At 69.1% G+C, this 13,177-nt stretch carries 12 protein-coding genes; 4 read left to right on the forward strand and 8 right to left on the reverse strand.

The features are described from left to right. Window positions 1-7: 7 nt before the first annotated feature. Entirely contained in the window at window positions 8-628 is a 621-nt protein-coding gene (locus tag SLW52_RS08780) for a thymidine kinase (RefSeq protein ID WP_320740020.1), read from the reverse strand. Window positions 629-760: 132 nt separating this feature from the next. Here SLW52_RS08780 and rep point away from each other — a divergent pair, with 132 nt between their 5' ends. Continuing rightward, window positions 761-2,737 (forward strand): DNA helicase Rep, encoded by a 1,977-nt coding sequence (gene rep, locus SLW52_RS08785; protein WP_152239410.1) that lies wholly within the window; start codon window positions 761-763, stop codon window positions 2,735-2,737. A gap of 638 nt (window positions 2,738-3,375) precedes the next feature. Here rep and glyS read toward each other — a convergent pair. The 3 genes from glyS to glyQ are packed head-to-tail and all read right to left on the reverse strand — an operon-like array spanning window position 3,376 to window position 6,720. After that, on the reverse strand, window positions 3,376-5,544 hold the full coding sequence (glyS, locus tag SLW52_RS08790; protein WP_267102769.1) for a glycine--tRNA ligase subunit beta: 2,169 nt from the start codon (window positions 5,542-5,544) through the stop codon (window positions 3,376-3,378). Beyond that, the gene (locus tag SLW52_RS08795) at window positions 5,541-5,801 is read right to left on the reverse strand and encodes a hypothetical protein (RefSeq protein ID WP_267082394.1); all 261 of its coding nucleotides are present in this window, start codon (window positions 5,799-5,801) and stop codon (window positions 5,541-5,543) included. Before SLW52_RS08795 ends, glyS begins: the two co-directional genes overlap by 4 nt. Window positions 5,802-5,811: 10 nt before the next feature. Continuing rightward, complete coding sequence (glyQ, locus tag SLW52_RS08800; protein WP_019801178.1) at window positions 5,812-6,720, reverse strand: glycine--tRNA ligase subunit alpha; 909 nt, start codon at window positions 6,718-6,720, stop codon at window positions 5,812-5,814. A 76-nt stretch (window positions 6,721-6,796) separates the two neighbouring features. On the opposite strand from glyQ, the gene SLW52_RS08805 reads away from it, so the two are divergent. From SLW52_RS08805 to SLW52_RS08815, 3 genes are all read left to right on the forward strand, one after another. Continuing rightward, window positions 6,797-8,617 (forward strand): GspE/PulE family protein, encoded by a 1,821-nt coding sequence (locus SLW52_RS08805; RefSeq protein ID WP_267102771.1) that lies wholly within the window; start codon window positions 6,797-6,799, stop codon window positions 8,615-8,617. A gap of 103 nt (window positions 8,618-8,720) precedes the next feature. Beyond that, window positions 8,721-9,491, forward strand: a complete 771-nt coding sequence (locus SLW52_RS08810; protein WP_320740023.1) for a glutamine amidotransferase — start codon at window positions 8,721-8,723, stop codon at window positions 9,489-9,491. Between the two features lie 48 nt (window positions 9,492-9,539). Next, on the forward strand, window positions 9,540-10,442 hold the full coding sequence (locus SLW52_RS08815; protein ID WP_320740025.1) for a BPSS1780 family membrane protein: 903 nt from the start codon (window positions 9,540-9,542) through the stop codon (window positions 10,440-10,442). A 134-nt stretch (window positions 10,443-10,576) separates the two neighbouring features. On the opposite strand, the gene tatC is transcribed toward SLW52_RS08815, so the two are convergent. From tatC to SLW52_RS08835, 4 genes are all read right to left on the reverse strand, one after another. After that, a complete protein-coding gene (gene tatC / locus SLW52_RS08820; RefSeq protein ID WP_017907961.1) occupies window positions 10,577-11,317 on the reverse strand; it encodes a twin-arginine translocase subunit TatC in 741 nt (246 codons plus the stop codon). Then, window positions 11,314-11,853: a Sec-independent protein translocase protein TatB gene (gene tatB / locus SLW52_RS08825; RefSeq protein WP_320740027.1), complete on the reverse strand. Its 540-nt coding sequence runs from the start codon at window positions 11,851-11,853 to the stop codon at window positions 11,314-11,316. The genes tatC and tatB overlap by 4 nt, the downstream gene beginning before the upstream one ends. 15 nt (window positions 11,854-11,868) lie before the next feature. Next, window positions 11,869-12,099 (reverse strand): Sec-independent protein translocase subunit TatA, encoded by a 231-nt coding sequence (tatA, locus tag SLW52_RS08830; protein WP_010340619.1) that lies wholly within the window; start codon window positions 12,097-12,099, stop codon window positions 11,869-11,871. Between the two features lie 125 nt (window positions 12,100-12,224). After that, window positions 12,225-13,124: a YSC84-related protein gene (locus SLW52_RS08835; RefSeq protein WP_148828608.1), complete on the reverse strand. Its 900-nt coding sequence runs from the start codon at window positions 13,122-13,124 to the stop codon at window positions 12,225-12,227. Between the last annotated feature and the right edge of the window lie 53 nt (window positions 13,125-13,177).

Below are 13,177 nucleotides of genomic sequence, written 5' to 3' on the forward strand. Positions count from 1 at the left end.
ATGCGAGTTACAGCGGCAGTGCGATCTGCAGCGGATCGATGCGCCCTTCGCCGCGCATGATCTTCTTGAACTCGGGGCGGCTGACCGACACGTAGCGCTCGTTGCCGCCGATCTCCACCTGCGGGCCGTCCTGCACCGCATGGCCGTTCTCGTCCACGCGCACGGTCATCGTCGCCTTGCTGCCGGTGTGGCAGATGGTCTTGATCTCCTGCAGTTCGTCGGCCCAGGCCAGCAGGTACTGGCTGCCCTCGAACAGCTCGCCGCGGAAATCGGTGCGCAGGCCGTAGCACAGCACCGGGATGCGCAGCCGGTCGACCACTTCGCTGAGTTGCCAGACCTGCGCACGGCTGAGGAACTGCGCTTCGTCCACCAGCACGCAATGCAGCGGCCCGTGGCTGGCGATGTCGGCCTCGAGGGTGGTCAGCAGATCGGTGTCGGCGACGAAGGGCATGCCGTCGGCGCGCAGGCCGATGCGCGAGGCGACCACGCCGCTGCCGGCGCGATGGTCCAGCCGCGGCGTCAGGATCGCCGTGCGCATGCCGCGCTCGCGGTAGTTGTGCGCCGACTGCAGCAGCGTGGTGGTCTTGCCGGCGTTCATCGCCGAATAGTAGAAATACAGTTTCGCCATGCCGCCGATTCTAGCGCGGCGGCCGCGCGCCCCGGCCGCCGGGCGGTTCGCGAACCGGTTCAGCGCCGGCGCGGCGGTGGGGCGTCGGCGCCGGCCGGCGCCCGTTACAATGCGCGGCCAAGGGAAGTCTTCATGCACGGTCTCAATCCTCCCCAACGCGCCGCGGTCCTGCATTGCGAGGGTCCGTTGCTGGTGCTGGCCGGCGCCGGCAGCGGCAAGACCCGCGTGATCGTGGAAAAGATCGCGCACCTGATCGCCAGCGGCCGTTACCCGGCCAAGCGCATCGCCGCGATCACCTTCACCAACAAGTCGGCCAAGGAAATGCGCGAGCGCGTGGCCAAGCGCATCCGCAGCGAGGCCGCCGACGGCCTGACCATCTGCACCTTCCACGCCCTGGGGCTGAAGTTCCTGCAGATCGAACACGCGGCGGTGGGCCTGAAGCGCGGCTTCTCGATCTTCGACGCCGACGATGCCGCCGCGCAGATCAAGGATCTGATGCCCGGCGCCAAGCCCGATGCCATCGAGGACGCCAAGAACCTGATCTCGCGCGCCAAGAACGCCGGGCTGTCGCCGGAGCAGGCGATGGCGGCGGCGCGCAGCAACCGCGAGCAGGAGGCGGCCAGCCTGTACGAGCGCTACCAGGCGCGGCTGAGCACCTTCAACGCGGTGGACTTCGACGACCTGATCCGCCTGCCGGTGCAGGTGCTGGAGGAGAACGAAGACATCGTGATGGCCTGGCGCGAGCGCATCGGCTATCTGCTGGTGGACGAGAGCCAGGACACCAACGATGCGCAGTACCGGTTGCTGAAGATGCTGGCCGGCCCGCGCGGCAACTTCACCTGCGTGGGCGACGACGACCAGAGCATCTACGCCTGGCGCGGCGCCAATCCTGAGAACCTGTTGCAGATGGGCCGCGACTATCCGGCCCTGCAGATCATCAAGCTGGAGCAGAACTACCGCTGCTCCAACCGGGTGCTGCGCGCGGCCAACGCCCTGATCGCGCATAACCCGCACGAGCATCTGAAGACGCTGTGGAGCGATCAGGCCGACGGCGAGCGCATCCGCGTGTGGGAGTGCCGCGACAGCGAACACGAGGCGGAGAAAGTGGCTGCCGAGATCGCCTATCTGGGCACCGCCAAGCAGGTGCCGTGGAGCGATTTCTGCATCCTGTTCCGCGGCAATTTCCAGTCGCGGCCGCTGGAAAAGGCGCTGCAGATGGCCAGCGTGCCGTACCACATCACCGGCGGCACCGCGTTCCTGGAGCGGCAGGAGGTCAAGGACGTGCTGTCGTGGCTGCGCCTGCTGGTCAATCCCGACGACGACGCGGCGTTCCTGCGCGCGGTGCAGGCGCCCAAGCGCGAGGTCGGCGCGACATCGCTGGCCAAGCTGGCCGAACTGGCCTCGGCCAAGCACCTGCCGATGTCGCGCGCGGCCGAGTCGGTGGGCGCGCTGCAGCAGTTGCCGCCGCGCGCGGCCAACGGCCTGAGCGACTTCGTCGACATCCTGCACGAACTGCGCACGGCCTCGACCACGCTGTCCTCGGCCGACGTGGTGCGCCAGCTCGCCGAGCAGTCGGGGCTGATCCGCGAGCTGCGCAGCCAGTGCAAGGACGAAGCGAGTTTCCAGCGCCGCCGCGGCAACCTGGAGGAACTGGCCAAGTGGTTCGAGGGCGGCCCGCGCGGCGCCACCGTCGGCGACCTGGCCGCGCAGCTGGCGCTGCTGTCGCGCAACGACAAGGACGACGGCGGCAACCAGGTGCGGATGATGACCATGCACGCGTCCAAGGGCCTGGAGTTCCGCTACGTGTTCATCGTCGGCTGCGAGGACGGCGTGCTGCCGCACGAGGTCAGCCTGGAAGAAGGCAACCTGCAGGAAGAGCGGCGCCTGCTGTACGTGGGCATCACCCGCGCCAAGGAGCAGCTGTGGATGAGCTACAGCAAGCTCACCCGCAAGTTCGGCGAGCATATCCGGCTCAAGCCCAGCCGCTTCTTCGACGAGATCCCGGCCGAGGAAATGCAGCGCGACGGCGCCGACCCGGTGGCCGACGCAGCGCGCAAGAAGGAGCGCGCCAATGCGGGGTTGGCGGCGATCCAGGCGTTGTTTGATTGAAGGCCGGGATTGGGGAGTTGGGATCGGGGATTCGTAATGGCGGGGTGCGTTGTGCGCGCCGTGGCTGGGAGGGGACGTGCGGATGTGCGCAGGGGCTAGTCGGCTGTTCCTTCTCCCGCCGGGACCACGGCCCCCTTTTGGGGGAAGGTGCCCCGGAGGGGCGGATGAGGGTGCGGGCGAAGCCTCGTGTCCTCAATCTCTGCATGTCGCTTCGCGCCGTACCCTCACCCCAACCCCTCTCCCGGAGGGAGAGGGGCTAGTCGGCTGTTGCTTCTCCCTGCGGGACCACGACCCCCTTTTTGGGGAAGGTGCCCCGAAGGGGCGGATGAGGGTCCGGTGAAGCCTCGTGTCCCCAATCTCTGCGGGTCGCTTCGCGCCGTACCCTCACCCCAACCCCTCTCCCGAGGGGAGAGGGGCTTAGCGCGGGCGCTTGCACACGTTGTTGTGAAGGACGCAAGCGAACGCGCCTGCAGGGGGCTTGCGGGCAGCAGGGAGCTTGCACTGTGGGAGGGACTTCAGTCCCGACGCATTGCGGTGTGCCGAAGCCATTGGCGCCGAGCATTGCCGCAGGAGCTCCACCCGAAAAACGAGAACGGGCCGCGCGAGGCGGCCCGTCTCCGGTTCGACGCTTCTGCTGCTTACGCCGACAGGTGCTCGATCGCCGCGACGCTGCCGAGGCGGTCGCCCAGGCGCTTGAGCAGGGCCAGGCGGTTGCGACGCAGCGCCGGGTCGTCGGCGTTGACCATCACCCCGTCGAAGAACGCGTCCACCTGCGGACGCAGCCGTGCCAGGAAGTTCAGCACGGTGACGTAGTCGTGCTGGCGCAGCGCGCCGTCGGTCTCGGCAATCGCCGCTTCCACCGCCTCGGCCAGCGCGCGCTCGGCCGGCTCGCGCAGCAGGCCCGCGTCGACCTGCGCCGGAATCTCGCCCTCGGCCTTACGCAGGATGTTGCGGATGCGCTTGTTGGCCGCGGCCAGCGCCTCGGCCTCCGGCAACGCGGCGAAGGTGCCGATCGCGTCGATGCGGCGGTCGAAGTCGTACAGGGAGGCCGGCTTCAGTTCTGCCACCGCGTTGAACTGCGTCGCCGGCACGCCCTTGTCGGCGTAGTAGCCGCGCAGGCGGTCGAGGATGAAGTCGAAGATCTCCTCGACCTGCTCCAGCGAAACCGTACCGAACTGATGTTGCCCGGATGCAATCTCAGCGCCTTTGCGCTTCGCCTCTGCTGCTGTGTCCAGCTTCTTCAGCAGGGCGGAACGCCGAACTGACTCCATCGCCTGGGTCGCAGCCGTCGACAGGAGCGCCTTCACATCCACATCAAACCCACTCTCAATCACCGTCCGCGCCAACCCCAGCGCATTGCGCCGCAGCGCGAACGGATCCTTGTTGCCGGTGGGCTTCAGCCCGGCCGCGAACCCGCCGGCCAGCGTGTCCAGGCGTTCGGCGATCGCCAGCACCTTGCCCAGCGGCGACAGCGCGATGTCGTCGCCGGCGAAGCGCGGCTGGTAGGCCTCGTCGATCGCCAGGGCGATCTCGCTCGGCTCGCCGGCGGCGACGGCGTAGTGGCGCCCCGCGATGCCCTGCAGCTCGGGGAATTCGTTGACCATGCGCGACTGCAGGTCGTTCTTGCTCAACTCGGCGGCGCGGCGCGCCTGCGCCGGGTCCACGCCGACCTGCGCGGCGATCGCCTCGGCCAGCGCGGCCACGCGCTGCACCTTGTCGGCGATGCTGCCCAGTTTGGCCTGGTAGGTGACGCTGGCCAGGCCGGCGCCCATCGCCTCCAGGCCCTGCTTGAGGTCTTCGTCGAAGAAGAACTTGGCGTCGGCGAAGCGCGGGCGGATCACCCGCTCGTAGCCCTTGGCCACTTCGGCGACGTCGCGCGAGACGATGTTGGCGATGCCGATGAAATGCTCGGTGAGCTTGCCGCCGGCGTCCAGCACCGGGAAGAACTTCTGGTTGCTCTCCATGGTCTCGATCAGCGCTTCCTGCGGCACCGCCAGAAACGCCGGCTCGAACTTGCACAGCACCGCCGACGGCCATTCGACCAGGTTCACCACCTGCTCCAGGTTGTCCTCGGCGATGCGCGCGCTGCCGCCGGCCTCGCGCGCGGCCTGTTCCACCTCGGCGACGATGCGCGCGCGGCGCACGTCCGGGTCCACCAGCACCTGCGCGGCCTGCAGCGCGGCCACGTAGTCGCCTGGCTGCGACAGCGGCACCGGTGCGTCGTGCAGGAAGCGGTGGCCGCGGCTGTCGCGGCCGGCCTGCACGCCGAACAGCGGCATCGGCACCACGTCGCTGCCGAACAGCAGCACCAGCCACTGCACCGGCCGCGCGAAACCGTAGTCGTGGTCGCCCCAGCGCATCGGCTTGGGGATCGGCATCGCCGCGATCGCTTCGCGCAGGATCTCCGGCAGCAGCGTGGCGGTGCGCGCGCCCGGGTTCACCGCGCGGTGCACGAAGCGCTCGCCCTTGGCGTCGCTGGTGCGCTCCAGCGCGGTCCAGTCGATCCCGGCCTTGGCGGCGAAACCTTGCAGCGCCTTGGTCGGCTGGCCGTCCGCGTCCAGCGCGATGTTGAGGTAGGGGCCGAGCACTTCGGCGCGCTGCTCCGGCTGTTCGACGGCCACGCCCGGCAGCAGCACCGCCAGCCGGCGCGGCGTGGACAGCGGCCTGGCGTCGCCGCGCTCGACCGCGATGCCGCGCTTCTCCAGCCCGGCGATCACGCCGTCGAACAGCGCCTGGGCCAGGCCCGGCAATGCCTTGACCGGCAGTTCCTCGGTGCCCAGTTCGATCAGCAGGGGGTGCATGCTCATATCACGTCCTTCCGGGTCGCCAGCAGGTCGCCGCGCCCAATCGATTTGTCTTTAGGCTTGCCGCGGCTATCGCGGTCGTCGCCGTTGATCGCCAGCAGCCACAATCCGGCTACCGGCAGCAGGAAGCAGCCGAACAGGAACCAGCCAAAGGCGCTGCGCCCGCGCTGCTGTGCCCACCAGGCGCAGAAGTAGCCGAACGCCACCGGCGCCGACCACAGCAGGCCCAGCACCACGAACAGTTCCCGATCAGGCCGCATCGGCCGCGCCTCAGCGCTTCACGCCGGGGAAGCCCAGCTTCTCGCGCTGCGCGTAGTAGGCCTTGGCCACCGCCTGCGCCAGCGCGCGTACGCGCAGGATGTAGCGCTGGCGTTCGGTCACCGAGATCGCGCGGCGTGCGTCGAGCAGGTTGAAGGCGTGGCTGGCCTTGGTCACCTGCTCGTAGGCCGGCAGCGGCAGCCCGACCTCGACCAGCGCCTGCGCCTCCTGCTCGCAGGCGTCGAAACGGTGGAACAGTTCGGCCACATTGGCGTGTTCGAAGTTGTACGCGCTCTGCTCCACCTCGTTCTGGTGGTAGACGTCGCCGTAGGTGACCGGCGTGCCGTCGGGGCCGTAGGTCCACACCAGGTCATAGACGTTGTCGCAGTTCTGCAGATACATGCACAGCCGCTCGAGACCGTAGGTGATCTCGCCCAGCACCGGCTTGCACTCCAGGCCGCCGGCCTGCTGGAAGTAGGTGAACTGGGTGACTTCCATGCCGTTGAGCCACACCTCCCAGCCCAGGCCCCAGGCGCCGAGCGTCGGCGATTCCCAGTTGTCCTCGACGAAGCGCAGGTCGTGCACCAGCGGATCGATGCCCAGCGCCTTGAGCGAATCCAGGTACAGCTGCTGGATGTTGTCCGGGTTCGGCTTCATCGCCACCTGGTACTGGTAGTAGCGCTGCAGGCGGTTCGGGTTCTCGCCGTAGCGGCCGTCGGTGGGACGCCGGCTCGGCTGCACGTAGGCCGCGTTCCACGGCTCCGGCCCGAGCGCGCGCAGGAAGGTGGCCGGATGGAAGGTGCCGGCGCCCACTTCCAGGTCCAACGGTTGGATCAGCACGCAGCCGTGCTGCGCCCAGAACTGGTTGAGGGTCTGGATCAGACCCTGGAACGTGATCGGAACGGACCGGGAAACGGACATCTCGCAGGGGGCCGGTTGAGGGGTGCGCTAGTATAGCGACCGACTCGCGGGGACTTCCGCGCACCGGACCTGGACCATGGATTCGCGCCCTGCCGCGCCGCCCGCGTCGTCGCCCGCCGAACCCACCGTGGCGTTGCCGCCGGGCCGGTTGAGCTTCGAGCGCGTGGCCGCCGCATTGCTCGCCGACGGCCTGGTCGCACCGGCCGAACGCGGCCGCGTGCAGTTCTCGGCACAGACCGCACGCACCGTCAGCGACGTGCATCCGCTGGTGCTGTTGTCCAACCTGAAACTGGCCGCCACCCGTCCGCCCGGCAGCGAACTGAGCCTGGAACGGCTGACCGAGTGGCTGGCGCAGCGCTGCGGCCTGCGTTACCTGCGCATCGATCCGACCCGGGTCGACGTGGCCGCGGTCACCGGCGTGGTCTCGCACGCCTATGCGCGCCGCCACCGGATCCTGCCGCTTGCCCTGCAGCCCGAGCGTCTGCTGGTGGCGACCAGCGAACCGCTGGCGCTGGACTGGCTCGGCGACGTGCAGCACCTGGCGCGGCGCCGCATCGAGGTGGTGGTGGTCAACCCGCTGGACCTGCATCGCTACACGATGGAGTTCTTCGGCGTGACCCGCTCGGTGCGCGGCGCCAAGGACGGGCGCACCGAACAGAGCAGCGGCCTGCCCAGCTTCGAGCAACTGGTGGAACTGGGCCGCGGCGGCGACGTCAACGCCGACGACCACCATATCGTGCACATCGTCGACTGGCTGCTGCAGTACGCCTACGAGCAGCGCGCCAGCGACATCCACCTGGAGCCGCGGCGCGAGGCCGGGCGCATGCGCTTCCGCATCGACGGCGTGCTGCACAAGGTGCTGGAAGTGCCGCCGGCGGTGATGACCGCCATCGTCAGCCGCATCAAGGTGCTCGGGCGCATGGACCTGGCCGAGCGGCGGCGCCCGCAGGACGGGCGCATCAAGACCCGCTCGCCCGGCGGGCGCGAGACCGAGATGCGCCTGTCGACCATGCCCACCGCCTTCGGCGAGAAGTGCGTCATGCGCATCTTCGACCCGGATGCCGCGTTCAAGAGCGTGGACCAGCTCGGTTTCAGCGCGCAGGAAGCGGCTGGCTGGAACGCGCTGGTGGAGCGCCCGCACGGCATCGTGCTGGTCACCGGCCCCACCGGCTCGGGCAAGACCACCACGCTGTACTCCACGCTCAAGCGCCTGGCCACGCCGGACGTGAACGTGTGCAGCGTGGAAGATCCGATCGAGATGATCGCCACCGAGTTCAACCAGATGCAGGTGCAGACCAACATCGACCTGGACTTCGCCAGCGGCGTACGCACCCTGCTGCGGCAGGACCCGGACATCATCATGATCGGCGAAATCCGCGACCTGGAAACCGCGCAGATGGCGGTGCAGGCCTCGCTGACCGGGCACCTGGTGCTGTCGACCCTGCACACCAACGATGCGCCCTCGGCGATCACCCGCCTGCTCGACCTGGGCGTGCCGCATTACCTGGTGGCCTCCACCCTCAACGGCGTGCTGGCGCAGCGCCTGGTGCGCACCCTGTGCGGCCACTGCAAGCGCCCGCACACCCTGGAAGCGCACGAGTGGGACGCGTTGCGCGAGCCGGGCGAGGCCCTGCCCGAGCCGCTGCAGCCCTACGCCCCGGTCGGCTGCCTGGAGTGCCGCCGCACCGGCTACCTGGGCCGCGTGGGCCTGTACGAACTGCTGCCGGTGACTCCGCGCCTGCGCACCCTGATCCGCGCCGACATGGACCTGGCCGGCTTCAGCCGCGCCGCCCAGGACGAGGGCGTGCGCACGCTGCGCCGCGCCGGCCTGGAAAAGGTGGCCGCCGGCCTGACCACCATCGAAGAAGTGCTGTCGGTGCTGCCGCCGCGGGAGTAAAGCGCGGGGCGCTTCCCCGCCTCATGATCGCCAGTTATATGGCTATGCCGCCACCGCCGCGCGGCCTTGAACAATCCACGGCGACGGCGTCTAGAATCCCACCATGCCGTTCGCTTCTCCCGTCCGTCGCCGTGCTGCGCCCTTCCTGATCCTCGAAACCGGTGAACCGGTGGCGACGATGCGGCGCTACGGACGCTTCCCGCACTGGATCCGCGTCGCCGCCGGCCTGGCCGAGCGCGAGACGGTGGTGACCAACGTCGCCGCCGGCGAGGCGTTGCCGGCAAGGGGCGACTTCGCCGGGGTGATCGTCACCGGCTCGGCGGCGTTCGTCACCGACCGGGCCGAGTGGAGCGAACGCTCGGCGGCCTGGTTGCGCGAAGCCGCCGAGGACGGCACGCCGCTGCTGGGCATCTGCTACGGGCACCAGTTGCTGGCGCACGCGCTGGGCGGGGAGGTCGCCTACAACCCGGCCGGGCGCGAATCGGGCACGGTGGACATCGAACTGCATCCGCCAGCGGCCGAAGATCCGCTGTTCGCCGGTCTGCCGGCGAGGTTCCCCGCGCATGCCACGCATCTGCAGACCGTGCTGCGCGCGCCGTCCGGCGCCACGGTGCTGGCGCGCTCGGCGCAGGACCAGTGCCACGCGTTCCGCTGGGGCGAGGCGACCTGGGGCCTGCAGTTCCATCCGGAGTTCGCCACCCACCACATGCGCGGCTACGTGCAGGCGCGCGCGGACTGTCTACGCAGCGCCGGACGCTGCGCCCGTACCATCGCCCGCGAGGTCAGCGCCGCACCGCTGGCACGCAAACTGTTGCGGCGCTTCGTTCAGCACGCACGCGGGCAGCACAGCAGCGGCCAGGCAAAACCGCGATAATCTGTGCAGTCGCCGCCGCTGTACGGCGTCCCCCACTTCGGATTGGCAATGATCGAGATTCGCAAGCTGCCGGCCTCGGCCGGCGCGGAATGGCTGTTGGCCGGTGTTGCGCTGCTGCGCCGTGCGCCGCTGGCGCTGGGTCGGTTGGGCGCCACTTGGGGCTTGGTGATGCTGTTGGTCGTGTTCATCGGTTTGCTGCATCCAACACTGGGCATGCTCTCGCAACTGCTGATGGGCATGGCGGGACCGGTGCTGTTTGGCGGCCTGGTGTGGGCGGTCCGCGAAGTCGACCAGGGCCGTAGCGCGCAGCCGGCGCACCTGTTGCAGGGCTTGCGCGACCAGCGTTTGCCCAATCTTCTGGTGGCGTTGCTGCCGCAGGCGGTGGTGGGGCTGACGCTGAGCGTCCTGGCCGTGGTGGTGATCACTCCGAGCGGCTTTGAGCAGATGACCACGGTGATGACCCAGCTCAACGAACTCAGCCAGTCCAATGCGCAGCCGGATCCGGCGCAGGTCGAGCAGTTGGTGGCGACGCTGCCGGCCATGCGTATCCTGCTGTGGCTGCTGCTGGTGGCGCTAGGCTTCGTGGTGGTAGGCCTGGTCCTGTTTGTGTTCGTGCCGCAGGTGATGTTCGACCGGCGCAACGGGCTGGAAGCCATACGTGATGGCCTGCGTGCCTGCCTGCACAACTTGCCGGCGCTGCTGGTGTTCTTCGTACTCGCCTTCATCGTCATGTTCATGCTGTCGTTCGCGTTGGCGGTGGTGATCAAGCTGCTGCAGATGATGGTGGGCGCCACCCTTGCCGCCCTGATCGCGCAGCTACTGGCGACGGCGTTGGTGACCCCCGTACTCGCCGGTGCCGTGTACGCGGCCTGGAAGCAGATGTTCGTGCATGCCGAAGACGCCACGCCGGTGGTACCGCCGCCGCCGCCGTCCGACGTGTTTGTGGCGTAGAGCCGGGATTGGGGAATCGGGAATCGGGAATCGTCAGAGCAACAGCAACAGCAAAAACGGCCCCGAGGGGCCGTTTTTGCGACGTGCGATCTGGCGGGGGGGCGTGAGGCGAAGCGAACCGCTGTTCCGATTCCCTATTCCCGTGCCTCGATTCCCGGCTTCTTGGTCACCGCCGCTGCCGCGATGATGCCTAGCTCGTACAGCAGGCACATGGGGATCGCCAGCATCAGTTGCGAGACCACGTCCGGCGGGGTCAGCACGGCGGCCAGCACGAAGATGCCGACCACCGCGTAGCCGCGGCCCTCGCGCAGTTGCTGCGGGGTCACCCAGCCGAGCAGGGCCAGGATCACCAATGCCACCGGCAGTTCGAAGCTGGCGCCGAAGGCGAAGAAGATCGCCAGCACGAAGTCCAGGTAGGCGCCGGCATCGGGGGTGAGCTGGATCACGTCCGGCTTGAACGTGGTCAGGAAGTGGAACACCGCCGGCAGCACCAGGAAGTAGGCGAAGCCGCAGCCGAGGTAGAACAGCAGCACTGCCGAGGCCAGCAGCGGCAGCGCCAGGCGCTTCTCGCGCTGGTACAGGCCGGGGGCGACGAAGGCCCAGGCTTGGTACAGCAGCCAGGGGGCGGAAACGAACAGGGCCAGGAAGAACGCCAGCTTCAGCGGTGCGATGACCGCGCCGGCCGGGTGCGTGGCGATCACGCTCTGGCCCACTGGCAACTGCGCCAGCATCGGCTCGGCCAGCCAGGAGTACAGGCGCTTGGAGAAGGGCAGCAGCGCCACCACCACCACGCCCAGGCCGATCAGCGCGCGCATCAGCCTCGCGCGCAGTTCGATCAGGTGTTCGATCAGGCTGCTCTCGGCTTCCACGTTCATCGCGGCGCCTCCGGATCAATGGAGGGCGGCTGGCCGGTGTGCGCCGTGGCGGTGGACGCCGGATGCGGTGCGGCGGCACCGCGCGCGGCGGCCGGCACCACGGAAGCGGCGGGCACCGTCGCGGCAGAGTGCGTGGGCAGGGGCGTGGTCGTGTCGGGAGCGTGCGGAGTCGGGGTGTCGATTGCGGCGGCTGTCGCTGGCGGCACGGTCGACGGCGCGCTGTCGGCAGGCGGCACCGGCGGGTTCGGATCGATCTCGCGGCGCAGCGCCTCGGTCTGCCGCTGCAGTTCCTCGCTGCCATCGCGAAACTGGGTCTCGGCATGGCGCAGCGAGCTCTGCACGTCGTGCAGGCTGCGCTTGAGTTCCTCGGCTTCCAGTTCGCGTTCCAGTTCCTGCTTCACCGAGTCCCACTGCGCGCGGGCGCGGCGCACCCACAATCCGGCGAAGCGCGCCGCCTTGGGCAGGCGCTCGGGACCGAGCACCACCAGGGCCACCACCGCGATCACCAGCAGTTCGCTGAATCCGATATCGAACACGCCGGCGGGGTCCCGTCAGTGCGCGTCGCGGTCGCGCTCGGCCTGGGTCTGGCGGGACGGCTCGCTGCTGCTGCGCGTCTCGTCGCCGAGCTGGCCGGCGGGCTTGTCGTCATCGCGCATGCCTTTCTTGAATTCCTTGACCGCGTTGCCCAGATCCTTGGCGCCGCTCGTCAGCCGCTTGGTGCCGAACACCAGCAGCACGATCACCAGCACCACCAGCCAGTGCCAGATGCTAAGACTGCCCATGATCCGCTCGCAGAAAAGTCGTAAGGAACCCGCAGGATAACGCACCGCGCCGCGCCGCGTTACCTTTCCCGGCCGTGCAGGCCTGCCTGCACGGCGCGATGGACAGGTGGCGTTGGGAACCGCGCTCAGCGATCGCCGTCGAGCTTCTCGGTGCGGATCTCGCCGTCGGACACCGGCTGGAAGCCCTGCTGCGCCGGTTGCGCCTGGCCCTGCAGGGGGACGGTGCTGGCAGCGGCGTCGGGCGCGGCGGTCGGTTCCGGCGTGGCCTGCGGTGCCGGCATGGCCGCCGGTGCCGGGGCGGCGCCCGGGCTGCCGTTGCTGTCGGTGCCACGGCTCTGCCGCGCGGCGTAGGTGGCTTCCTCGAGCTTGTCGCGGAAGGCGACGATGTCGTTGGACGGCCGGTTGGTGGTGCGGCCTTCGAAGATCATCCGCGGGGTGGTGTTGCTGCCGTAGGCGTTGAGGTCGGCGGCATCGTCGATCTGCAGCGCGGCGCCATCCAGGGCGACGCCGGCGAACAGGCCGCGCGCGCGCGACCACGACCAGATCTCGGCCTTGAGCTGGCCGTCGGTGGCGGCGGCGGCGTTGCGCCCGACCGGGCCGGCGGCGACGCCGGCATCGGCGCCGAGGGTGAACTTGCCGTTGACGATGTTGTCCAGGCTGCGGTCGTTGCGGAACACCAGCACCACGTCGGAGGACTGCACGCCGACCTGGAAGCCGATGCTGCCGCCGGTGAGCTTGACGAACACCGGGTTGGACCAGGTGCCGTCGGGGCGCTTGACCGACATCAGGCCGTGGCCGCGACGCCCGCCGATCACCAGGCCGGCCTTGAGCGTATCCGGGATCACCACGATGGCACGGCCCTCGTCGAGCAGCTTGTCGGGGATGGCCTGCTCGGGAATCTTCTGGATGTCGGTCAGCACGCGCAGCGCGTTGCGGGCGCGCTCGTCCTCTTCCGGTCCGGCCACGGCGTGGCCGACGAACAACAGGGTGCTCAACAACAGGGCGAGGCGCGGCAGGAGGGGCATGGCGGGCTCCGAAATAGGTCCGCAGCAAGATACTGCAAGTGCTTGAACTTAGT

This window comes from Xanthomonas sp. LF02-5, assembly GCF_034105325.1.
GTDB classification, from domain to species: Bacteria; Pseudomonadota; Gammaproteobacteria; order Xanthomonadales; family Xanthomonadaceae; genus Xanthomonas_A; species Xanthomonas_A sontii.